Genomic DNA, 20,767 nt, shown 5'->3' on the forward strand with positions numbered 1-20,767 from the left:
TGCGCGCGCAACCCAAGAGGGGCCAAAGCCTTGGCAGGTTCCGTCGCTCATCCGACGACGGAACCTCGGCTCCGGTCAGACGAGCTTTGGTTTTTTGGCTTTGCTGCCTTGGCGCGCGCAACGGCTCTCGGGCTGCGACAGCAGCGGGGAGAACGTGGCGAGACAAGGCATTGCGGCAGTCTAGCGCGATGCCACAATTCGGACATGAACGTTGCGCGTGTTTCGATCCAGACGGCCGATTTCGATCTCTCTGCAGAGGTCGCCACGTTGCGCGCCGGCGACAAACGCATCGGCGCCGTCTGCAGTTTTGTCGGCACGGTCAGGGATCGCAACGACGGCAGCACCATCGCCTCGATGGAGCTCGAACACTACCCCGGCATGACCGAGAAGGCCATCGAGGCCATGATCGACGAGGCCCACCAGCGCTTCGACATCCTCGGCGCGCGCGTGATCCACCGCGTGGGGCTGCTGCAGCCGCTCGACCAGATCATGATGGTGGCGGTGGTGTCCGCCCACCGCGGCCAGAGCTTCCAGGCCTGCGAGTTCCTCATGGACTATCTGAAGACGCAGGCGCCGTTCTGGAAGAAGGAGCAGACGCCCGAGGGTGCGCGCTGGGTCGATGCCCGTGTGACCGACGACGAGGCGCTGGCACGCTGGGGCATCGCGGCCTCGAACAGCGCCACCTGAGCGACGCGTTCGGCGCGTTCGAGACTTACGGCGCGATCAGCGCCGAGGTGGCGAGCGCCTTGGCTTCGGCACCGCAATCCTGAGCCGGCACCGCACCCGCCGCGCGTGCCTTCGCAATCTCCGACCGGGCGCCCGCCATCTGCGCCTGGAACACCGGGTTCGTGTGCAGCTTCGCCACGGTCGCCGCGCCGACCAGCCGGCCGTTCTCGATGTCGCTCTGCCAGTGCACGCCGCAGATCGCGCGGCTCTGCGAGAAGGCGCGTCCGCGCTGCAGCAGCGCATCGGCGCGTTCGGGCGCGAGTTCCGTCAGCACCAGCGCCCAGGCCCAGCCCAGGGCCGCGTGGCCCGAGGGATAGGAGCCGTCCTTGGCCAGAAAGGCTTCTTCGGCGGGCGTGCAGCTGCCGGTCTTGAAGGCGACGAAGGGGCGCGTGCGGTTGTAGGTGTTCTTGGCCTTGTAGGTGGCTGAGCCGGCATCGGCCAGCGTGCGGCGCAGCAGCATGTTCAGGTGCGGCGTGGCCTGCTCGGAAATGGGCATGCCCAGTGCGCACGAGAACACCTCGGCGGCCTTCGGAAACTTGAGGTTGGCGTCCTGTACCGCCAGTGCGCCGCGCGGGGTGCCCTGCAGGGCCGTGAGCGCGCGGAAGGTGGCGCCGTCGGCTGCCAGCGCGGGAGAGCCTTCGGCCGGGGGCGGGGGCAGCAGGGCGAGGCTGTCGGGCAGCTCGGCGCTGGGCAGGTAGCCCTTGAGGTAGCCCGAGCCCGGACGCAACTCGCCGACTTCGGCGGGGGAAACGGGTGCGGTGCTGCCGCAGGCGCCAAGCAGCAGCGCGGCCGCCAGTGAGGCGGCGAGGGTCGTGAATTGCATGAGGGATGTGTCTCCGGCTTTGTTTTTGGAAGCTGAGGTCCCATCGTAGTGGGACCCCAGCAGGCCGGAAGATCACCCATGTGACGGCCGCGTCAGGCCGCGCGGGTCAGGGCTTGAAGCCGCTCGCCTGGATGATCTTTTCCCAGGTCTGCGTGTAGCTGCGCACGCGGCCCGCGAACTGGCCCTGGGGCTCGTAGCCGACCGTCAGGCCCATGGTGGTGAGCTTCTGCTTCACGTCGGGCATGGCCAGCACCTTTTGCAATGCGTCGCCGTACTTGTCGATGACGGCCTGCGGCGTGCCGACCGGCGCGAAGATGCCGTAGTAGGGCAGGTCTTCGAGGTTCGCAAAGCCCAGCTCGGTGAAGGTCGGCACGTTCGGCAGCAGCGCCTGGCGCTTGGCGCCGATGGACGCCACGATGCGCACCTTGCCCGCGCGGTGGTTCTCGATGAAGTCCGGCACCGAGGCGATGCCTGCCGTGATCTGGTTGCCCAGCATGTCGGCCGTCATGGGCGCGCTGCCGCGGTACGGTGCGGGCTGCACGTCGATCTTGTACTTGTCCGAGATCATCTTCACGAGGAACTCGGGAATCGACGCCGGTGCCGGCACGCCGATCGTTTCCTTGCCGCCCTTTTGCGTGCGGATCCACTTCACGTACTCGTCGATGCTCTTGGCCGGCGTGCCGCCCGACACCGCCAGCACGTTGGCAAAGGTGGCAAAGCCGGCCACGGGCACGAAGTCGGTCGCGGGGTTGAAGCCCGGGTTCTTCACCACCTGCGGCAGGATCGAGATGGAGTGGTCATGCGACAGGAACAGCGTGTGGCCGTCGGCCGGCGCGGCCTTCAGCGCTTGCGCCGCAATCTGGCCGCCCGCGCCCGCGCGGTTCTCGACCACCACGGGCACGCCCAGCACGTCCTTGAGCTTTTCGCCCAGGGTGCGCGCAATGGCGTCGGTGCCCGCGCCGGCGGGGAAGCCCACCAGGATGCGCACCGGCGTGCCGCTCTGGGCCTGCGCCAGTCCGGCCATGCCCAGGGCTGCTGCCAAAAGACCCACGCTGAACGCGCGGCGCATCGGCTGGACGCGCTGCATTGAAAAAACCATGATCGACTCCATTCGAGATAAAGAGAGAAATGCCTGTGGCAGGAAGGTGCGGGGCCCGGTGCAATACCCGTGCCCAGGGTGCAAATCCGATTCACAACCTTGAATCGTGCCCGAACAGCCCTATTTTGGATGCAGGAATACCACCATGCGACAAGACAAACTCACCACCAAATTTCAGGAAGCACTGAGCGACGCCCAGACGCTGGCGCTCGGTAACGACAACGCCTACATCGAACCGGCCCACCTGCTGGTCGCGATGCTGCGCCAGGACGACGGCCCGCGTGCCCTGCTGGAGCGTGCCGGCGTCAACGTGCCCGGGCTGCTGCAGGCCGCCGAAGGCGCCATCAAGAAACTGCCCCAGGTGCAGGGCCACGACATCGTGCAGGTCGGCCCCGAGTTGGGCAAGCTGCTGCAGGCGACCGAGAAGGAAGCCATCAAGCGCAACGACCAGTTCATTGCGGGCGAACTCTTTCTGCTCGCCGTGGTCGACAGCAAGGCCGACATCGGCAAGCTCGCCAAGGAAAACGGCCTGAGCCGCAAGTCGCTCGAATCGGCCATCGAGGCCGTGCGCGGCGGGCAGGGCGTGAACAGCGCCGATGCCGAAGGCCAGCGCGAAGCCCTCAAGAAATACTGCATGGACCTCACCGAGCGCGCCCGCCTGGGCAAGCTCGATCCGGTCATCGGGCGCGACGAAGAAATTCGCCGCGCCATCCAGGTGCTGCAACGCCGCACCAAGAACAACCCCGTGCTCATCGGCGAACCCGGCGTGGGCAAGACCGCCATCGTCGAAGGCCTGGCGCAGCGCATCGTCGCGGGCGAGGTGCCCGAGTCGCTCAAGGGCAAGCGCGTGCTGTCGCTCGACATGGCCGCGCTGCTGGCTGGTGCCAAGTTCCGCGGCGAGTTCGAAGAACGCCTGAAGACCGTGCTCAACGAACTCGCGAAGGACGAAGGCCAGACCATCGTCTTCATCGACGAGCTGCACACCATGGTCGGCGCCGGCAAGGCTGAAGGCGCCATGGACGCGGGCAACATGCTCAAGCCAGCGCTCGCGCGTGGCGAACTGCACTGCGTGGGCGCGACCACGCTCGACGAGTACCGCAAGTACATCGAGAAAGATGCCGCGCTGGAGCGCCGCTTCCAGAAGATCATCGTGGGCGAGCCCACCGTGGAGGCCACCATCGCCATCCTGCGCGGCCTGCAGGAAAAATACGAAGTGCACCACGGCGTGCAGATCACCGACCCGGCCATCGTGGCCGCGGCCGAATTGAGCGACCGCTACATCACCGACCGCTTCCTGCCCGACAAGGCCATCGACCTGATCGACGAGGCCGCGGCCAAGATCAAGATCGAGATGGACTCCAAGCCCGAGGTCATGGACCGCCTCGATCGCCGCCTCATCCAGCTGCAGATCGAGCGCGAAGCCGTGCGCCGCGAAAAGGACGAAGCCTCGCAGAAGCGCTTCGGCCTCATCGAGGACGAGATCACCAAGCTGCAAAAGGAAATCGCCGACTACGACGAGATCTGGCAGGCCGAGAAGGCCCAGGCCCAGGGCAGCGCGCATGTGCGCGAAGACATCGACAAGATCAAGTTCCAGATCGAAGAGTGGAAGCGCAAGGGCGACTTCAACAAGGTCGCCGAACTGCAATACGGCCAGCTGCCGGCGCTCGAGAAGCGCCTGAAGGAAGCCGAAGAAAGCGAAGCGAGCAAGGGCAAGTCCAGCGCGCCCACGCTGCTGCGCACGCAGGTCGGCGCGGAAGAAATCGCCGAGGTCGTGGCGCGCGCCACCGGCATCCCGGTCGCCAAGCTGATGCAGGGCGAACGCGACAAGCTGCTCGTCATGGAAGACAAGCTGCATGAGCGCGTGGTCGGGCAGGACGAGGCCATCGGTGCGGTCGCGAATGCGATCCGCCGCTCGCGCTCGGGCCTGAGCGATCCGAACCGCCCCACGGGTTCGTTCCTGTTCCTCGGCCCCACGGGCGTGGGCAAGACCGAGCTGTGCAAGGCGCTCGCGGGCTTCCTGTTCGACAGCGAAGACCACCTGATTCGCATCGACATGAGCGAGTTCATGGAGAAGCATTCGGTCGCGCGCCTCATCGGCGCGCCGCCGGGCTACGTGGGCTATGAAGAGGGCGGCTACCTCACGGAAGCCGTGCGCCGCAAGCCCTACAGCGTGGTGCTGCTCGACGAGGTCGAGAAGGCCCACCCCGACGTCTTCAACGTGCTGCTGCAGGTGCTCGACGACGGTCGCCTCACGGACGGTCAGGGCCGCACCGTGGACTTCAAGAACACCGTCATCGTGATGACCAGCAACATCGGCTCGCCGATCATCCAGGCGATGGTGGGCCAGCCTTCCGAGGACATCAAGGAAGCGGTGTGGGACGAGCTGAAGAACTACTTCCGCCCCGAGTTCCTGAACCGCATCGACGAGACGGTCGTGTTCCACGCGCTCGACGCGAAGAACATCGAATCGATCGCCGCGATCCAGCTGAAGGTGCTGAAGGCCCGTCTTGCCAAGATGGATCTGGGGCTCGAGGTGTCGCCTGCGGCGCTGGCCGAAATCGCCAAGGTCGGCTTCGACCCGGTGTTCGGTGCGCGTCCGCTCAAGCGCGCCATCCAGCAGCGCATCGAGAACCCGCTCTCGCGACTGCTGCTCGACGGCAGCTTCGGGCCGAAGGACACGATCGAGGTCGAAACCGACCCGATCCAGTCGCCGGGCCAGTTCTCGTTCCGCAAGGGCGGGGAACCAACGGCGGCTGCATCGGCCTAAAGTCGGATGATGAACTTTATTCTTCGCGTCATTCTTCTGCTCCTGGGGCTGGTCTTCGCGGCCAGCCTGGCCGTGGCGGCCCTGCTGCTGGCGGCGGTGTGGGGTGTGCGCTACGCCTGGGGGCGCATCACGGGCAAGCCCGTGACGCCCTGGACAGCTTCGATGGGCGGGCGCTTCAACCCCCGCTCGGGCTTCGACCGATTTCGCCATGCGGCACAGCAGCCGGCCGAGCCCACGGCAGCGGACGTGGTCAGCGCCCGTGCACGCGGCGAATCGGTGCGCAGCCCGGTCGTGCTGGGCCCGGCCGACGATGTGACCGACGTGCGGGCGCGGCCCGTGCGCGGCGACTGAGCCTCTTTCTTCTCGATCAGGCGCTGTACAGCGCCTCGATCTCGTTGGCGTAAGACTTGTAGATGCTGGAGCGCCGCACCTTCATGGTCGCGGTGACTTCACCGTCGTCATGGTCCAACTCTTTGGTGAGCAGATGAAAACGTCTGATCTGCGACACCTGCGCCAGCTTCCCATTGCCGCGCGCCACTTCGGCCTCGATCAGCGCGCGCACCTTGGGTTCTTCCACCAGCGAGCGAAAGTGCGTGAACGGCAGGCGCTGGGCTTCGGCCCATTTGCCGACCGTCTCGTAATCGATCTGCAGCAGCGCGCCGACGAACTTGCGGCCGTCCGCCACCACGATGCATTCCTTGATGAAGGGGCTGCCCTTCATGGTGTTCTCGATCTCCGAGGGCGTGAGGTTCTTGCCGCCGGCGGTGATCATGATGTCCTTCAGCCGATCGACGATGCGCAGCTGGCCACCGGCTTCCTCGCGCACCACGTCGCCCGTGTGCAGCCAGCCATCGCGGATCGATGAGGCCGTGGCCTCGGGGTTCTTGTAGTAGCCCTCGAACACCATGTCGCCGCGCACCAGCAGCTCGCCCGCTTCGCCCACGCGGTGCTCGGTGCCCTGCGTGGGTGGGCCGACGGTGCCGATGGTCACGGCGTCGGCGCGATGGCCCGCGACCATGCCGGTCGATTCGGTGAGCCCGTACACCTCGACCAGCGGCACGCCCAGCGTGCGAAAGAAGCGCACCACGTCCGCGGGAATCGGCGCCGCGCCCGTGAGCGCGATGCGTGCGCGGCGCAGGCCGATGAAGTTCTGCAGCGCGCGCAGCACGGTCCAGTAGGCGAGGGCGAAGCGGCCGCGCTCGGCCAGCGTCCAGGCGCTGCGCGGCTTCTCGGCCAGCGGTGCGCAAGCCTCGATGGCCTTGCGGAACAACGCGCGCTGCAAGCCACCGGCTTCCTGCATCTTGATGCTGATGCCCGCGTGCAGCTTTTCCCAGATGCGCGGCACGCCGAGGAACATGGTGGGCGCCACCTCGCGCAGGTCTTCCTGCACGGTGCGGATCGATTCGCCGAAGTTGACCTGCGAGCCCAGGTACAGCGGCACGAAGGCCGTGAGCATCTGCTCGGCCACGTGGCACAGCGGCAGGTACGACAGGTGCGTGGTGCTGCCGTCGAGCCCGAGCCGCTCGACGATGCCGGGCACGACGCCGCGGATGTTGCGGTACGAAATCATCGCGCCCTTGGGCTTGCCGGTGGAGCCCGAGGTGTAGATCATCAAGCCGATGTCGGCGAGCGTCTGGCGCTGCAGCGCGGCGTCGATGAGCGCGCTGCCGTCGCGTGCCAGCACCTCGGCACCGGCCTGCTCGACCTCTGCAAAGGTCGCGATGCGCTCGCGCACTTCAGGCGGGTAGCTCGCGAGGCCCTTGGTCTCGATCACGACGATCTTGCGCAGGCGCGGCAGCTGGTCGAGCGCGTCGAGCACCTTGTCGGTCTGCTCCTGGTCTTCGCAGACGATCACCTCGATGTCCGCATGGCCGACCACGTACGCGACCTCGTTGCTCGGGCTGGTGGGATACACGCCCACGGTCACGGCGCCGATGAGCCCCGCGCCCATCTGCGCGAGCAGCCATTCGACACGGTTCTCGGAGATCACGCCGAGGTGCCCGCCGGGCGCGAGGCCCATCGCGTGCAGGCCCAGGCCGAAACGGCTGGCGCGTTGCAGGTAGCCGGCCCAGTCCAGCGGATGCCAGATGCCGAAGTCCTTCTGCCGGATCGCGATGCGCTGCGGCTGCAGGCGCGCCTGCTCGCGCAGCATCTGCGGCAGCGTGAGCGAAGGGAGCGGGTTCGTCGTCGGGGTCGTCATGACAGCCAGCGCTTGCGGCGCTTGTAGTGCTTCAGCTCACGGAAGCTGCGCGATTCGCCGCTGCCGCCCACGCCGAGGTAGAACTCGCGCACGTCGGGGTCGGCCGCGAGGCGTTCGGCGCTGCCGTCGATCACGACCTTGCCGCTTTCCATGATGTAGCCCGTGTGTGCAATGGCCAGTGCCACGCTGGCGTTCTGTTCCACCAGCAGCATCGAGGTGCCGCGCTCGGCATTGATGCGCGCGATGATCGTGAAGATGTCTTCCACCAGCTTGGGCGACAGGCCCAGCGAGGGTTCGTCGAGCAATATCAATTGAGGCTGCGCCACCAGCGCGCGGCCGATGGCGAGCATCTGCTGCTCGCCGCCCGAGAGGTAGCCCGCAAGGCCCTTGCGGCGCTCATGCAGGCGAGGGAAGTAGGCATAGACGTCGTCGAAGTTGCGCGACGCCGGCGCAGCGCCCGTGCGCCCGGTGAGCGCATAGGTCGCGGCGACCAGGTTCTCTTCGACCGTGAGGTCTTCGAACACGCGCCGGCCTTCCATCACATGGCTCAGGCCGCGCCGCACCAGCTGCTGCGGTGCGAGCCGTTCGGTCGGTGCGCCGTCGAACACGATGCGCCCGGCCTCGACCTCGCCGTCTTCCAGCGCGAGCAGGCCCGACACTGCCTTCAGCGTGGTCGACTTGCCCGCGCCGTTGCTGCCCAGCAGCGCCACGATCTGCCCGCGCGGCACGGCCAGCGACAGGCCGCGCAGCACCTGCACGACCTTGTTGTAGACCACCTCGATGTTGTTGACCTCGAGAACGTTCATGGCTCGCCCCCAGTCTTCGCGCACTTCGTGTCGCTTCGCCAACCCCCTACCGGGGGCAACACCAGCAGCCCGGCAAAGCCGGTTCTGCGGTGTTCCTGGAAGAAGAGTCGAGCGCCCATCTCTTACTGCGAGAGGTTGATCCAGTCCGACGCCGGCACCATCTTCTGCGCCTTCATGTCGGCCTTGTAGACGCGGCCCACGGGAATCGAATTGCCCTTGATGGTGATCGGCGTGCCGATGATCCCGCCGGTGTCGAAGTCCTTGATGGTGTTCAGTGCGGCCTTCAGGTTCTTGCCGTCCAGCGGCTTGCCGGCGTCGAGCGTGCGCTTGGCGGCTTCGGTGAACAGCATCGCCGTGAGGAAGCCCTGCGTGTAGGCCGTGCTCTGGTACTCGGGGCGCAGCGCGCGGATCTTGTCGAGCATCGGCGCCTTGGCTGTGGTGTCGTAGTAGTAGCGGTAGGGCATGACGCCCATGAAGCCGTCGCCGCCTTCGCCCATCTTCATGACGGTGGAGCTGTCCATGGTCCAGAAGGTGCCCATCCACTTGCTGGTCATGCCCATCTGCTTGCCCTGCTGCACGAACTCGGGAATGGGCGCGAGGATGTAGCCGTGGAAGATCGTGTAGTCGGGCGCGGCGCGGCGCAGCTTGATGACCTCGGTCGACACGTCGACGCTGCCCGCGGGCGTCATCAGCTTCACCGGCACGCTCAGGCCCAGCTTCTTCGCGGCGGCTTCGCTGGCCTCGATCGGGTCGCGGCCGAACTCGGAGTCGGAGTACACGAAGGCCACCTTCGCGCCCGGCTTTTCCTTGGCGATGTGGCGCAGAAGAATGCCGATCTGCTCGGTGTAGTCGGGGCCCACGAGAAACTGGTTCGGGTACTTGGCCGGGTCGTTCAGCTCGGTGGCAAACGAGGCGCCTGCCATCAATATCTGGCCGCTGCGGTCGAGCTCGGGGTTGATGGTCTTCGAGAAGCCGGTGGAGTCGCCGTAGTAGAGGTTGACCTTGTTCTGGCTCGTGATCTTCTTGAAGGCCGCCACCGACACGTCGACCTTGTAGCCCGTGTCTTCCGGCACGTAGCGCAGCTTGCGGCCCTTGATGCCGCCCGCGTCGTTGACGATCTTCACGTAGTCGGCAATGCCGGCGTTGATACCCACGCCCGCGAAGGCGAACACGCCGGTCATGGGAATCGAGCCGCCGATGACGATGTCTTCGTTGGCTTGCGCGTGCGCGGCGAAGGGCACGGTGGCGGCCAGGCCGGCTGCGAGCAGCAGGGCGCGGCGCTGGTGAGAAGGCTTCTTCGTTGTCTTGGGCATGTGTGTCTCCTGGTTCTAGTTACGGAACGGCCATAGGTGAAAGAAGCGGCGTATGCGCCGCCACACTTCTGCGAGCCCGTGCGGCTCGAACACCAGAAATCCGACGATGAGCAGGCCGAAGACGACGGTGCGTACCGGCGAGAGGAACACGGTCATCTCGACGCCGCCCGGCAGCAGGTCGACCACCAGCTTGAGCAGCTCGGGCACCATGGTCATGAACACGGCGCCGAAGATGCCGCCCAGGATGGTGCCCATGCCGCCGACGATGATGGCGGCCAGGAAGAAGATCGACATCAGCAGCGGAAAGCTCTCGGGCGTGACCACGCGGAAGAAGTACGCCCACAGCCCGCCCGCCACGCCCGCGTAGAACGACGACAGCCCGAACGACAGCAGCTTGTAGCGCAGCAATGGAATGCCCAGCACCTCGGCCGAGATGTCGCGGTCACGGATGGCGATGAAGGCGCGCCCCACGCGCGTGCGGAACAGGTTGGCTGCGCCGAGCACCATGAGCACCATCACCGGAACGATCACCCAGTACAGGCGGAACGACGTGTCGAGCGGCAGGCCGAAGAGCTGCGCGGGCGGCAGCGAGATGCCCGTGGTGCCGCCCGTGAGCTTGAGGTTGGCGAACAGGAAGTGCGTGATGAACGAGGCCGCGATGGTCGCGATGGCGAGGTACAGGCCCTTCACGCGCAGCGACGGGATGCCGACGACCAGTCCGCCGAGCATCGCGACCACGCCGCCCGCGAGGATGTTCAGCAGGAAGGGCGTGCCCAGCCGCGTCTGCATGATCGCGACGGTGTACGCACCCAGGCCCATGAACGCGGCCTGCCCGAGGCTCACGAGACCCGTATAGCCCGTGAGGATGTTCAGGCCCGTGGCGCTCGCGACGTTGATGGCGACGAGGCACGCGAGGTACAGCCAGTAGTCGCTGGCCATGAAGGGGAACAGCACGAGCAGCGCGACGCCGACCGCGAGCCACACCTTCTGCGTGCGCGAATCGAACAGCGCCGCGTCGGCGGTGTAGCTTTGCTTGAGGGTGCCGATGCGCATGGCTAGAGTCTCTCGATCTCGTGCGTGCCGAAGAGCCCGTACGGCCGCACCATCAGCACGAACACCAGCACGATGAAGGTGGCGAGCAGCTTGTATTCGCCGCCGAGGTAGGAGCCGGCCAGTGCTTCGATCAGCCCGATGAGCACACCGCCCACCAGCGCACCCAGCACGCTGTCGAGCCCGCCGACGATCACCACCACCAGCACCGACAGCCCGAACACGCCCATCGACGACGAGATGCCGCCGATGGCGCCGACGATGATGCCGGCCACCGCCGCGATCATGGACGATGCGACCCAGGCCAGCGAGAACACGCGCGGCACGTGGATGCCCATCGAGTAAGCGGCCGCCTGGTCCGAGGCCGTGGCCCGCAGCGCCACGCCGCCGCGCCAGAAGCGGAACAGCAGCAGCACGAGGCCGATCAGCACCACGGCGATGAGTGCGCCATACGCGATCTTCGGCGCCAGGAAGGCCTCGCCGACCATCACGGGCGTGTTGGGCAGGAACTCGGGCAGGCGGCGCTGGTCGGCGGTCCAGATGATCTCGACCAGCCCGACGAGGATCGACGCCAGCCCCACCGTCACCATGAACACCGAGATCGGCGGCTCGCCCAGCAGCGGGCGGATCATGGTGCGCTCGATCACCGCGCCCAGCAGGCCGGTGCCGATCACCGAGCCCAGCACCGCCATCCAGATCGGCAGCGAGAAGCTCGCGGCAAAGGTGAAGAACAGGTAGGCGCCGACCATCAGCATCTCGCCGATGGCGATGTTGACCACGCGCGTGGCCTTGTAGACCAGCACGAAGGCCAGCGCCGCGAGCGCATACAGGCCGCCGCCGGCGATGCCGGTGAGTGCGATCTCGAAGAGGTAGGCCCAATCCATCAGGCGGCTCCTGCCGTGGCTTCACCGCGCAGCCGGCGACGCAGCTCGCCGACATCGCCCGCGCCGAGGTAGGCGCGAATCACTTCCGGGTCGGCCTGCACCTGCGCCGGTGTGCCTTGCGCGATGACCTGGCCGAAGTTGAGTACCACCACGTGGTCCGACAGGTCCATCACCATGCCCATGTCGTGCTCGACCATCAGCACCGTGATGCCCCATTCGCGCCGCACGTCGAGGATGAAGCGTGCCATGTCTTCGGTCTCCTCGCGGTTCATGCCGGCCACGGGCTCGTCGAGCATCAGCACCTTGGGCTGCATGGCGAGCGCGCGCGCCATCTCGACGCGCTTCTGCAGGCCATAGGGCAGGGCGGCGACCGAGGCGTGGCGGATGTGGTCGATCTCGAGGAAATCGATGATGCGTTCTTCGACGTCGCGGCGCAGCTCGGCCTCTTCGCGGCGTGCGCGGCCCAGGTAGAAGAGGGCGTCGAACACGTTGGTCTTCAGGTGCGTGTGGCGGCCGAGCTTGATGTTGTCGAGCACGGTCATGCCGCGGAACAGCGCGATGTTCTGGAAGCTGCGCGCCAGGCCGAGTGCGGCGCGCCTGGGGGCGGGCAGGCGGGTGATGTCCGCGCCTTCGAACAGCACGCGGCCCTGCGAGGGCTTGTAGAAGCCCGAGATGGTGTTGAACAGCGAGGTCTTGCCCGCGCCGTTGGGCCCGATCACCGCGGTGATGGAGCCGGGCGCGACGCTGAAGCCGACGTGGGTGAGCGCCTTCACGCCGCCGAATGCCAGCGTCAACGCCTCGGCCTGCAGCACCGGGGCCGTGGCGGAAGGTGCGGACATGGAGGGTTCCCGTCGGGTCTCGTCAGGCATGGCTAAGGGGCGCGCCGCAAGGTCAGGGTTTGTGTCCAGCAGCGAAATGCTACTGGCCCGTAAAATTCCTACTGGTCGGTAATGTCTGTGTTCGCCGCAGGTCGCGGCATCGGGACTTTCCCCGCCCGCACAAACCCCATGCCCCGTTCTTCCGCCGTTCCAGCCTCAGCGCCCCCCTCTCCGTGGGAGCCCGCCGACCGCCGCGCGCAGCAGCGCGAGGTGAAGCGCATGGCCGTGTTGCGCACGGCCGCCCAGCTCTTCAACGAGCGCGGCTTTCACGCGACCTCGCTCGACGACATTGCCGAGCGGCTCAACGTGAGCAAGCCCACGCTGTACTACTACATCGAGAACAAGGACCAGATCCTGCTCGAGTGCGTGAAGATGGCGCTCGACCTCATGCAGACCGGCATCGGCGAGGTGCGTGCCGCGGGCGGCAGCGCCATCGACCAGCTCAAGGCCTGCATGCGCATCTACTCGGGCGTGGTCACGCAAGACTTCGGCATGTGCGTGATCCGCATCGGCGAAGACCCGCTGCCCGATCCGCTCAAGAAGGAACTGCGCCGCCTCAAGGCCGGCATCGACGGGCATTTCCGCCGCCTGATCGAAGAGGGCGTGGCCGAAGGCGCGCTGGCGCCCTGCGACGCCAAGATGGCCGCCTTCATGCTGGCCGGCGCGCTGAGCTGGATCGGCCGCTGGTACCGCCCCGACGGCGACCTCACGCCCGATCAGATCGCCGACCAGGGCATCGAGCTGCTGCTCAACGGCGTGCTGCAGCGCGCCCCGACGAAAGCAAAGACATGACGACAACCCCAGAGACTTCTTCTTCGCCACTGCTGGTGGGCCGCGAAGGCGCGGTGGCCACGCTGCGCTTCAACCGGCCGGCCGCGCTCAACGCCATCGACGTGCCGATGGCCACCGCCTTCCTCGCCGCCGCGCGCACGCTGGCCGCCGACAAGAGCGTGCGCGCCGTGCTGCTGAGCGGCGCGGGCAAGGGCTTCATGGCCGGCGGCGACCTCGGCGTGCTGAGCGCCGACCCGAAGCAGGGCGCGGCCGACCTCATCGGCCCGCTGCACGAGGCGCTGACCGTGCTCGACGCCATGGACGCGCCGCTGGTGGCGCAGGTGCACGGCGTGGCGGCCGGCGCGGGCCTGAGCCTGATGCTGCAGGCCGACTTCGTGCTCGCGGCCGAAGGCACGCGCTTCAACCTGGCCTACGTGAACATCGGCACCAGCTGCGACGTCGGCGCCTCGTGGGCGCTGCCGCGCCTCGTCGGCATGCGCCGCGCGCTCGAGATCGCGATGCTCGGTGACACCTACGACACCGCCGCCGCCGAGCGCATGGGCCTCATCAACCGCGTGGTGCCCGCCGCCGAGCTTGAATCCGAAGCCATGGCCCTCGCACAGCGGCTCGCCAAGGGCCCGACCGTGGCGCTGGGCAACCTGCGCCGGCTGATGCGCGGCTCGCTAGACCGCGACCTCGTGAGCCAGCTCGACGCCGAGTCGGCCGCGTTCCAGTCGTGCGCGGCCACCGACGATTTCCGCATCGGCCTCGATGCCTTTTTCGGCAAGAAGCCCGCGGCCTTCACCGGTCGCTGAAGCATTCATCTTTTCGTTTTTTCAATCCAGGAGATCCATCCCATGACCCAACGCGACATCTTCGTGGTCGGCACCGCCCGCACCGCCATCGGCACCTTCGGCGGTGCACTGAAAGACGTGCCCAACACGCAACTGGCCACCACCGCCGTCAAGGCCGCCATCGAACGCAGCGGCGTGGCCGCCGACGCCATCGGTCATGTGGTCATGGGCAATGTGATCCCCACCGATGTGAAGGACGCGTACCTGAGCCGCGTGGCTGCCATCGATGCGGGCTGCCCCATCGAGACGCCGGCTTTCAACGTCAACCGCCTGTGCGGCTCGGGCCTGCAGGCCATCGTGTCGGCGGCGCAGGCCATTGCACTGGGCGACTGCGACATCGCCATCGGCGGCGGCTCCGAATCGATGAGCCGTGGCCCGTACTTCGACACCTCGGCCCGCTATGGCGCACGCATGGGCGACGCGGTGCTGGTCGACTACATGCTGGGCATCCTGCACGACCCGTGGGAGAAGATCCACATGGGCATCACGGCCGAGAACGTGGCCGCGCGCTACGGCATCACGCGCGAGCAGATGGACGAGCTGGCCGTGACCAGCCAGCAGCGCGCCGCCGCCGCGATTGCCGCAGGCCGCTTCAAGGATCAGATCGTTCCGGTCGAAGTGAAGACGCGCAAGGGCGTCGTGCTGTTCGACACCGACGAGCATGTGCGCGCCGACACCACCGTCGACACGCTCGCGAAGATGAAGCCCGCGTTCAAGAAGGACGGCCTCGTCACCGCAGGCAACGCCTCGGGCATCAACGACGGTGCAGCCGCCGTGGTGCTGGCCGAAGGCGGCCGCGTGAAGGCGCTGGGCCTGAAGCCGCTGGCACGCCTCGTCGGCTATGCACACGCCGGCGTCGAACCCGCGTACATGGGCATCGGCCCGGTGCCGGCCACGCGCAAGGTGCTGGAGCGTACGGGCCTGAAGGTCAGCGACTTCGATGTGATCGAGTCGAACGAAGCCTTCGCCGCACAGGCCTGCGCGGTCATCAAGGAACTGGGCTTCGACCCCGCCAAGGTGAACCCCAACGGCTCGGGCATTTCGCTGGGCCACCCGGTGGGCGCGACCGGCGCGATCATCACGACGAAGGCGATCGCCGAGCTGCACCGCACGGGTGGCCGCTACGCGCTCGTGACGATGTGTATCGGCGGCGGCCAAGGCATCGCCGCTGTCTTCGAACGCGTTTGAAGGCACACTCGCGGGCATGCTCCGCCCCCCACTCCTGATCAATCCCGACGAGGTCGAGATCAGCGCCATCCGCGCGCAGGGGGCGGGCGGGCAGAACGTCAACAAGGTGTCGAGCGCGATCCATCTGCGCTACGACATCCACGCCAGCTCGCTGCCCGCCGATGTGAAGGAACGGCTGCTCGCCTTGCGCGACAGCCGCATCACGCAGGAAGGCGTGTTCGTGCTCAAGGCTCAGCAGCACCGCACGCAGGAGATGAACCGCGCCGACGCGCTCGCGCGGCTGCAGGCGGTGATCGACAGCGTGGCCACGCCGCCGCGCGTGCGGCGCGCCACCAAGCCCACCTACGGTTCGAAGCAGCGCCGGCTCGAAGGCAAGAGCCAGCGCTCGCAGATCAAGAACCTGCGCGGGCGGGTGCAGGACTGACGGGCTTGTCGCCGCGCAGCCGCTTGATCTGCAGCGTCACCCCGACCACGTACAGCGCGCCGAGCACTGCGGTGATCGCCTTCAGTTCGGGCGCTTCGGCGCTCGGCAGCAGCGGCGCCCCGAGTGGAAACCGCGTCAGCGTCTCGGTGAAGGCCGGAATCCAGTGGAAGAGAAAGCTCGCCGAATAGGCGACGGCCTCGATGTAGCGCGACTTGGCCCCGAGCCGCCCGTACCCCGCCAGCGCGCCGACGGCCAGCGCCACCAGGGTGAGGATGCCCAGCGCATGCGGCTTGCCGAAGCCGCCGTGCTGGAAGATGCCGAAGCCCGTGAGGCAGGTCAGCACCGTGGTCCAGACGAAGACCTGGCCCAGGCCGGTGCGCAGCGTGATTTCCTTGTAGCGAAGCAGGGCCCAGAGGCCTGCGAACACGGCGATCAGGCTGATCGCGGTGTGAACCGTGCCGAGTGACGTCAATCCAAGCCATCCTGTGGGTGCCATGCGGATCTCCTCGTGGTCGTGGTGCGGCATTCTGGCGCGGTGCCCGCCTTTTTGCCATGTGTGCCATTTGTTTCAAGGCGGGTCTTCCGGCCCGCCTCGAGCGCCGTGTCGCCTTCGGCAAGCACAATCGGGGCCATGAGTGTTCTTGTTCGTCGCGTGGGAATGATGGTGCTGCTGATGGCGGTCGCGGGCAGCCTGCTGTCCGCCTGCAGCCCCGACGCCGCAGAGGGGCAGGGCCCCGCCAGCGCGCCCGCCGCGCAGGAACTGGCCTGGGACGCGCTGGTGCCCAAGGACTGGGACCCGACCCAGCGCTACCGCAACATCAGCCTCGAGGCGCTGCGCGACAACGATCCGCGCGCGATCCAGATGCTCGACGAGATGCGTGCCGTCTGGGACAACGCGCCGGTCAACGTCGCGCTCGACGGCACCGCCGCCAGGCTCTCGGGCTTCGTGGTGCCGCTCGATGCCACGCTCGACGGCATCCGCGAGTTCCTGCTGGTGCCGTACTTCGGCGCCTGCATCCACACACCACCGCCGCCCGCCAACCAGATCGTCCACGTGATCGCGCCCGCGCCCGTGAAGGGCTTGCATGCGATGGACACGGTGCGCGTCAGCGGCACGCTGAAGGCGGCGCGCTACGCGTCGGTGGACATGGGCGTGAGCGGCTACGAGATCGTGTCAGCGGCGGTCGAGCGGCTGGTGGTCACGCAGGGGCCGTGAAGGCCGAAGTGCCGTCGGCGGTCGGCACGACGCGCATCGGTTTCGCGACGATCTTGTTACTCCCGCCTCACGTCCTTGCTCGAATAGATTGCCCTTCATCACTTCGAAAGGGCAAGAACCATGAACTCGGCCTACACCGGCGGTTGCGCGTGCGGCGCGATTCGCTACGAGATTTCAGGGGAACCCGTGTTCCAGAACGACTGCCAGTGCCTCGACTGCCAGCGCAAGAGCGGCACGGGCCATGGCTCGTACCTCAGCTTCGCGGGCGCCGAGGTGAAGCAGACCGGCGCGGCCACGCTGTGGCGCCTCAAGGGCGACAGCGGCAATGTCAAGACGCGTGCGTTCTGCCCGACCTGCGGCTCGCCCGTGTACATGACCTTCGCGGCGATGCCCGGCGTGTTCACCGTGCATGCCGCGAGCCTGGACGATCCGGGGCGCTACCGGCCGCAGGCGGTCACGTACGCGGTGCGTGGGCACGCCTGGGACTTTCTCGACCCGGCGCTGCCGAAGTTCGAGCGGATGCCGCCGGGCTGAACCCAGCCGGTCAGGCCATGCGTTGCGACAGGAAATCGAGGAACGACGTGATCCGCGCCGACAGCTGCGTGTTGCGGTAGTACACGGCGTTGACGGGCTGACGCACATCGACCGTGTCCTTCGGCAGCACCTGCACCAGCGCGCCGCTGGCGCGGTCGGTGGCGGTCATGAAGTCCGACAGGCAGACGATGCCCACGCCGGCGAGCGCGAGCTGGCGCAGCGTCTCGCCGCTCGACGCGACGACGGTGGGCGTGATGGTCCATTCGTCGCCGTGCACGCCGCGCAGCGGCCAGCGGTTCAGCGACTCGGGCTGCGTGAAGCCCAGCAGCGCGTGGCCGGGCAGTTCGTCCACCTTGCGCGGCTTGCCGTGGGCCTCCAGGTACGCGGGGCTTGCGAGCACGCGCAGCCGGTGCGTCCCGAGCGGGCGCGCATGCAGCGTGGAGTCGCGCAGCGGGCCGATGCGGATCGCCACGTCGGTGCGCCGCTCCAGCAGGTCGATGGGCAGGTCGTCGGTGTCGAGTTCGAGGCTGATCTGCGGATAGAGCCGGCGGAACTCCGGCACCAGCGGCACGATGGCGTGCAGCATGAAAGGCGAGGCCGCGTTCACGCGAAGGCGGCCGGCCGGTTGCTGGCGGCGCGCGGCCATGTGTTCTTCGGCGTCGTCGATCGCATCGAGGATGGCGCGCGTGCGCTGCAAAAACGCGGCGCCTTCTTCGGTGAGTTCGAGCCGCCGCGTGGTGCGGCGCATCAGCGTGGTGCCGAGCTTCTGCTCGAGCCGGCTCAGCGCGCGGCTGATGCCCGACACCGTCTGGCCCAGCTGGTCGGCTGCGGCGGTGATCGAGCCGGTGTCCACCACGGCGCGGAAGGCGACCAGTTCTTCGATGGTGGTTTTCATGGCGCCCGTGTCCGGGAAGAGGGGGCCGCGGTCAGGCCGCGGCTTCGGCTTCTTCGGTCACGTCGATGCGCGGCATCAGTGCGGCCAGCGCCTCGGCGTCGGTGCGGTAGCTGAAGAGCATCGGTCCCGGTGCGAGCAGGCCGGCGCGCTCGAGCACCTGCATCGCGGGCAGCTTCATGCCGCTCAGGTGCAGGCGCACGCCCTTGGATTCCATCATCCGGCGGATCGAGCCGAACACCTCGGCGCCGGTGATGTCGATGCGGTTGATCGGCTGCGCAAACAGGCACACGTCGGTCAGGTCGGGGCGCTCGGCCAGCGCGACCGTGAGCGCGCGCTCCAGCGTGGAGGCCGAGGCGAAGTCGAGTTCGGCGTCCATGCGCACGGCATAGAGCTGTGGCGCGAGCGGCGGCAGCTTCCAGAGGTGGCGGTCGCGCAGGCTGCCGTCGGGGTGCAGGCCCACTTCGATGATGCGCGGGTGCAGGTGGCGGTACATGTAGTGGGCCAGGCTGGCGAGCAGGCCGCCCAGCACGCCCCAGTAGATGCTCGGCGCGGTGGCGATGGTGAGCACGAAGGTGCCGAAGGCGATGCCGGCCTCCAGCTTCGAGACGCGCCACAGCGCGGTGAAGCTCGACGGCTTCACCAGCCCGAGGATGGCCGTGACCACCACCGCCGCCAGCACCGCCTGCGGCACGTGGTACAGCAGCGGCATGAGCCACAGCAGCGCACCGGCCACCACGGCCACGCTGAACAGCGTGGCCCAGCCGGTCTGCGCGCCCGCGTAGAGCGTGATCGCCGAGCGCGAGAACGACGAGCTGGTGGGGAATGCGCCCGAGAAGCCCGAGGCCAGTTTGGCCAGGCCCTGGCCGATGAGGTCCTGGTTTTCGTTCCACAGCGTGCCCGCGCGGCCGTTGTCGACCTTGGCACTCGATGCGGTCTCGAGAAAGCTCACCAGCGTGATCATCAGCGCCGGCAGCACCAGTGCGCTGAAGGTGTGCGCCGGCAGCAGGCCGGGCCAGTAGAACGAGGGCAGGCCCGAGGGCAGGGCGCCGACCACGGCGCCGCCGCGCAGCGCGTAGTTGATGGTCCAGCTGATGGCCGCGGCGCCGGCCACCAGCGCCATCGTGGTCGGGAAGCGCGGCACCCAGCGCTTGCCCAGCCACAGCACGGCGATGCTGCCCAGGCCGAAGGCGATGGCAGTGAGATCGGGCAGCGGCCCGCCCTGCAGCACCTGCGGAATGGTGCGACCGGTGAAACCCAGCAGCGCCGGCAGCTGAGAGATGGCGATCAGCACCGCCGCGCCTTGTGTGAAGCCGATCAGCACCGGCGAATTGACCAGCCGCAGCAGCCAGCCGAAGCGCCCGGCGCCGAGCACCATCTGGATTGCGCCCGACATCAGCGTGAGCCACACCGCCATCGCCACCCATTCTTCGCTGCCCGCCACCGCCAGCGGCGCGAGCGACGCGCCGACCAGCAGGCTGGTGAGCGCGGTCGGCCCCACCGACAGCCGCTGCGACGAGCTGAACATCACGGCGATGAGCGCCGGGAACAGCGCCGCATACACGCCCGTGACCAGCGGCATGCCGGCCAGCGCCGCATAGGCCACGCCCTGCGGCAGCACCATCAGCGCGACGGTGATGCCGGCCATGGCCTCGTTGCGCAGCAGCGCGGCGGACGGTCGGGGCCAGGCGAGGCAGGGAACCCAGCGCGCAAGGCGCTGGCGAACAGAGGGTGCGGGGGAAGAGGAAGGAGAAGCCGGATTCATGAAGCGGGGCGCGCGCACGGCGGGCAGGCCGCGCGCGGAGAGCGGGAGAGAGAGAAAGAGCCTAGATCAGGGAGGTCGCGTTTTTGAGGACGTAGTCGCAGGCCTTTTCCTTGACCTTCGACGACAGCCCCTTAAGGTTGAGCGACTTGCCGTCGCCGCCCTTGAGCAGCCCCTTGGCGCCGCTCGCGAAGTCGTTTTCCTGTTTCTTCTGGCCGGTGATCTTGGCCAGCAGCTTGTCCTTGACGGACGCAGCATCGCCGCCGAGGTAATTGTTCTTGACGCAGTACTCGAGCACGCCGGCCGCACTGCCGACGGTGCTGGAGCCGATGGCGGGCATCTTGAAGCCGCCGAGGCTGAGGTTGCTGAGCGCCGAACCGCCGCCGCTGCTGTTGCCGGTGCTGCTACTGCTGCCTTGCGAGTTGACTGCCGCGCCGGCCTGTTCTTTCAACTGGTCGAGCAGGTTGTTGGCCTGCACCGAGGCGCCTGCGGCCAGCAGGGCGAGGGCGACGAAGGTGGAGCGAGCGTGCATGGTGGCCTCCTGGGACAAACATGAGGGGAGAAGCGCCCACCAGCATAC

21 protein-coding genes are annotated in these 20,767 nt (G+C 67.6%); 9 read left to right on the top strand and 12 right to left on the bottom strand.

The genetic code is table 11. The annotated features are described in order from the left end of the window. Positions 1–204: 204 nt before the first annotated feature. Positions 205–687, top strand: coding sequence for a molybdenum cofactor biosynthesis protein MoaE (locus RZE79_RS10905; RefSeq protein ID WP_153285053.1), 483 nt, complete (start codon positions 205–207; stop codon positions 685–687). 25 nt (positions 688–712) lie between these two features. Here RZE79_RS10905 and RZE79_RS10910 read toward each other — a convergent pair whose 3' ends face one another. Both RZE79_RS10910 and RZE79_RS10915 read right to left on the bottom strand, forming a co-directional pair. Next, a complete protein-coding gene (locus RZE79_RS10910) occupies positions 713–1,549 on the bottom strand; it encodes a phosphatase PAP2 family protein (RefSeq protein ID WP_319360420.1) in 837 nt (278 codons plus the stop codon). A gap of 106 nt (positions 1,550–1,655) precedes the next feature. Continuing rightward, positions 1,656–2,648 (bottom strand): Bug family tripartite tricarboxylate transporter substrate binding protein, encoded by a 993-nt coding sequence (locus tag RZE79_RS10915; protein WP_153285051.1) that lies wholly within the window; start codon positions 2,646–2,648, stop codon positions 1,656–1,658. Positions 2,649–2,793: 145 nt separating this feature from the next. Here RZE79_RS10915 and clpB point away from each other — a divergent pair, with 145 nt between their 5' ends. Both clpB and RZE79_RS10925 read left to right on the top strand, forming a co-directional pair. Continuing rightward, positions 2,794–5,415 (top strand): ATP-dependent chaperone ClpB, encoded by a 2,622-nt coding sequence (gene clpB / locus RZE79_RS10920; protein WP_319360421.1) that lies wholly within the window; start codon positions 2,794–2,796, stop codon positions 5,413–5,415. A 9-nt stretch (positions 5,416–5,424) separates the two neighbouring features. After that, positions 5,425–5,766 carry a hypothetical protein gene (locus RZE79_RS10925; protein ID WP_319360422.1) on the top strand — a complete coding sequence of 114 codons (342 nt, stop codon included), beginning with the start codon at positions 5,425–5,427 and terminating at the stop codon, positions 5,764–5,766. A 16-nt stretch (positions 5,767–5,782) separates the two neighbouring features. Here RZE79_RS10925 and RZE79_RS10930 read toward each other — a convergent pair whose 3' ends face one another. From RZE79_RS10930 to RZE79_RS10955, 6 genes are all read right to left on the bottom strand, one after another. Continuing rightward, entirely contained in the window at positions 5,783–7,615 is a 1,833-nt protein-coding gene (locus RZE79_RS10930; protein ID WP_319360423.1) for an AMP-binding protein, read from the bottom strand. Next, positions 7,612–8,421, bottom strand: a complete 810-nt coding sequence (locus tag RZE79_RS10935; protein ID WP_319360424.1) for an ABC transporter ATP-binding protein — start codon at positions 8,419–8,421, stop codon at positions 7,612–7,614. Before RZE79_RS10935 ends, RZE79_RS10930 begins: the two co-directional genes overlap by 4 nt. 122 nt (positions 8,422–8,543) lie before the next feature. Further along, entirely contained in the window at positions 8,544–9,734 is a 1,191-nt protein-coding gene (locus tag RZE79_RS10940; protein WP_319360425.1) for an ABC transporter substrate-binding protein, read from the bottom strand. Positions 9,735–9,749: 15 nt separating this feature from the next. Then, positions 9,750–10,787, bottom strand: coding sequence for a branched-chain amino acid ABC transporter permease (locus RZE79_RS10945; protein ID WP_319360426.1), 1,038 nt, complete (start codon positions 10,785–10,787; stop codon positions 9,750–9,752). Between the two features lie 2 nt (positions 10,788–10,789). Then, positions 10,790–11,668, bottom strand: a complete 879-nt coding sequence (locus RZE79_RS10950; protein ID WP_056583166.1) for a branched-chain amino acid ABC transporter permease — start codon at positions 11,666–11,668, stop codon at positions 10,790–10,792. Further along, positions 11,668–12,507: an ABC transporter ATP-binding protein gene (locus tag RZE79_RS10955; protein WP_319360427.1), complete on the bottom strand. Its 840-nt coding sequence runs from the start codon at positions 12,505–12,507 to the stop codon at positions 11,668–11,670. The genes RZE79_RS10950 and RZE79_RS10955 overlap by 1 nt, the downstream gene beginning before the upstream one ends. Before the next feature lie 168 nt (positions 12,508–12,675). On the opposite strand from RZE79_RS10955, the gene RZE79_RS10960 reads away from it, so the two are divergent. From RZE79_RS10960 to arfB, 4 genes are read left to right on the top strand one after another with little or no spacing between them, the layout of a single operon-like run. Then, positions 12,676–13,338, top strand: a complete 663-nt coding sequence (locus RZE79_RS10960; protein ID WP_319360428.1) for a TetR/AcrR family transcriptional regulator — start codon at positions 12,676–12,678, stop codon at positions 13,336–13,338. Further along, positions 13,335–14,132, top strand: a complete 798-nt coding sequence (locus tag RZE79_RS10965; RefSeq protein ID WP_319360429.1) for an enoyl-CoA hydratase-related protein — start codon at positions 13,335–13,337, stop codon at positions 14,130–14,132. Before RZE79_RS10960 ends, RZE79_RS10965 begins: the two co-directional genes overlap by 4 nt. A gap of 42 nt (positions 14,133–14,174) precedes the next feature. After that, a complete protein-coding gene (locus RZE79_RS10970) occupies positions 14,175–15,359 on the top strand; it encodes an acetyl-CoA C-acyltransferase family protein (protein WP_319360430.1) in 1,185 nt (394 codons plus the stop codon). A gap of 16 nt (positions 15,360–15,375) precedes the next feature. Beyond that, positions 15,376–15,783, top strand: coding sequence for an alternative ribosome rescue aminoacyl-tRNA hydrolase ArfB (gene arfB / locus RZE79_RS10975; RefSeq protein WP_319360431.1), 408 nt, complete (start codon positions 15,376–15,378; stop codon positions 15,781–15,783). Here the strand turns inward: arfB and RZE79_RS10980 are convergent. Then, on the bottom strand, positions 15,752–16,279 hold the full coding sequence (locus tag RZE79_RS10980; protein ID WP_319360432.1) for a hypothetical protein: 528 nt from the start codon (positions 16,277–16,279) through the stop codon (positions 15,752–15,754). The genes arfB and RZE79_RS10980 overlap by 32 nt on opposite strands. Before the next feature lie 135 nt (positions 16,280–16,414). Here RZE79_RS10980 and RZE79_RS10985 point away from each other — a divergent pair, with 135 nt between their 5' ends. Both RZE79_RS10985 and RZE79_RS10990 read left to right on the top strand, forming a co-directional pair. Further along, positions 16,415–16,999, top strand: a complete 585-nt coding sequence (locus RZE79_RS10985; RefSeq protein WP_319360433.1) for a DUF3299 domain-containing protein — start codon at positions 16,415–16,417, stop codon at positions 16,997–16,999. Positions 17,000–17,119: 120 nt separating this feature from the next. Then, positions 17,120–17,533, top strand: a complete 414-nt coding sequence (locus tag RZE79_RS10990) for a GFA family protein (protein ID WP_319360434.1) — start codon at positions 17,120–17,122, stop codon at positions 17,531–17,533. Positions 17,534–17,543: 10 nt separating this feature from the next. On the opposite strand, the gene RZE79_RS10995 is transcribed toward RZE79_RS10990, so the two are convergent. The 3 genes from RZE79_RS10995 to RZE79_RS11005 form a co-directional block, all read right to left on the bottom strand. Beyond that, a complete protein-coding gene (locus RZE79_RS10995) occupies positions 17,544–18,428 on the bottom strand; it encodes a LysR family transcriptional regulator (RefSeq protein WP_319360435.1) in 885 nt (294 codons plus the stop codon). Between the two features lie 31 nt (positions 18,429–18,459). Continuing rightward, complete coding sequence (locus RZE79_RS11000) at positions 18,460–20,190, bottom strand: SulP family inorganic anion transporter (protein WP_319360436.1); 1,731 nt, start codon at positions 20,188–20,190, stop codon at positions 18,460–18,462. 61 nt (positions 20,191–20,251) lie between these two features. Next, complete coding sequence (locus tag RZE79_RS11005; RefSeq protein WP_319360437.1) at positions 20,252–20,719, bottom strand: DUF2501 domain-containing protein; 468 nt, start codon at positions 20,717–20,719, stop codon at positions 20,252–20,254. Positions 20,720–20,767 lie beyond the last annotated feature (48 nt).

The sequence above is a fragment of the Variovorax sp. EBFNA2 genome (assembly GCF_033802765.1).
GTDB lineage: Bacteria > Pseudomonadota > Gammaproteobacteria > Burkholderiales > Burkholderiaceae_C > Variovorax > Variovorax paradoxus_H.

Bases quoted from the DNA above. Each gene is read 5' to 3' on its own strand.
- RZE79_RS10980 (WP_319360432.1), bottom strand. From the start codon at position 16,279: ATGGCACCCACAGGATGGCTTGGATTGACGTCACTCGGCACGGTTCAC.
- RZE79_RS10995 (WP_319360435.1), bottom strand. From the start codon at position 18,428: ATGAAAACCACCATCGAAGAACTGGTCGCCTTCCGCGCCGTGGTGGAC.
- clpB (WP_319360421.1), top strand. From the start codon at position 2,794: ATGCGACAAGACAAACTCACCACCAAATTTCAGGAAGCACTGAGCGAC.
- RZE79_RS10945 (WP_319360426.1), bottom strand. From the start codon at position 10,787: ATGCGCATCGGCACCCTCAAGCAAAGCTACACCGCCGACGCGGCGCTG.
- RZE79_RS11005 (WP_319360437.1), bottom strand. From the start codon at position 20,719: ATGCACGCTCGCTCCACCTTCGTCGCCCTCGCCCTGCTGGCCGCAGGC.
- RZE79_RS10930 (WP_319360423.1), bottom strand. From the start codon at position 7,615: ATGACGACCCCGACGACGAACCCGCTCCCTTCGCTCACGCTGCCGCAG.
- RZE79_RS10950 (WP_056583166.1), bottom strand. From the start codon at position 11,668: ATGGATTGGGCCTACCTCTTCGAGATCGCACTCACCGGCATCGCCGGC.
- RZE79_RS11000 (WP_319360436.1), bottom strand. From the start codon at position 20,190: ATGAATCCGGCTTCTCCTTCCTCTTCCCCCGCACCCTCTGTTCGCCAG.
- RZE79_RS10905 (WP_153285053.1), top strand. From the start codon at position 205: ATGAACGTTGCGCGTGTTTCGATCCAGACGGCCGATTTCGATCTCTCT.
- RZE79_RS10970 (WP_319360430.1), top strand. From the start codon at position 14,175: ATGACCCAACGCGACATCTTCGTGGTCGGCACCGCCCGCACCGCCATC.
- RZE79_RS10935 (WP_319360424.1), bottom strand. From the start codon at position 8,421: ATGAACGTTCTCGAGGTCAACAACATCGAGGTGGTCTACAACAAGGTC.
- RZE79_RS10990 (WP_319360434.1), top strand. From the start codon at position 17,120: ATGAACTCGGCCTACACCGGCGGTTGCGCGTGCGGCGCGATTCGCTAC.
- RZE79_RS10940 (WP_319360425.1), bottom strand. From the start codon at position 9,734: ATGCCCAAGACAACGAAGAAGCCTTCTCACCAGCGCCGCGCCCTGCTG.
- RZE79_RS10965 (WP_319360429.1), top strand. From the start codon at position 13,335: ATGACGACAACCCCAGAGACTTCTTCTTCGCCACTGCTGGTGGGCCGC.
- RZE79_RS10960 (WP_319360428.1), top strand. From the start codon at position 12,676: ATGCCCCGTTCTTCCGCCGTTCCAGCCTCAGCGCCCCCCTCTCCGTGG.
- RZE79_RS10925 (WP_319360422.1), top strand. From the start codon at position 5,425: ATGAACTTTATTCTTCGCGTCATTCTTCTGCTCCTGGGGCTGGTCTTC.
- arfB (WP_319360431.1), top strand. From the start codon at position 15,376: ATGCTCCGCCCCCCACTCCTGATCAATCCCGACGAGGTCGAGATCAGC.
- RZE79_RS10985 (WP_319360433.1), top strand. From the start codon at position 16,415: ATGAGTGTTCTTGTTCGTCGCGTGGGAATGATGGTGCTGCTGATGGCG.
- RZE79_RS10955 (WP_319360427.1), bottom strand. From the start codon at position 12,507: ATGTCCGCACCTTCCGCCACGGCCCCGGTGCTGCAGGCCGAGGCGTTG.
- RZE79_RS10910 (WP_319360420.1), bottom strand. From the start codon at position 1,549: ATGCAATTCACGACCCTCGCCGCCTCACTGGCGGCCGCGCTGCTGCTT.
- RZE79_RS10915 (WP_153285051.1), bottom strand. From the start codon at position 2,648: ATGGTTTTTTCAATGCAGCGCGTCCAGCCGATGCGCCGCGCGTTCAGC.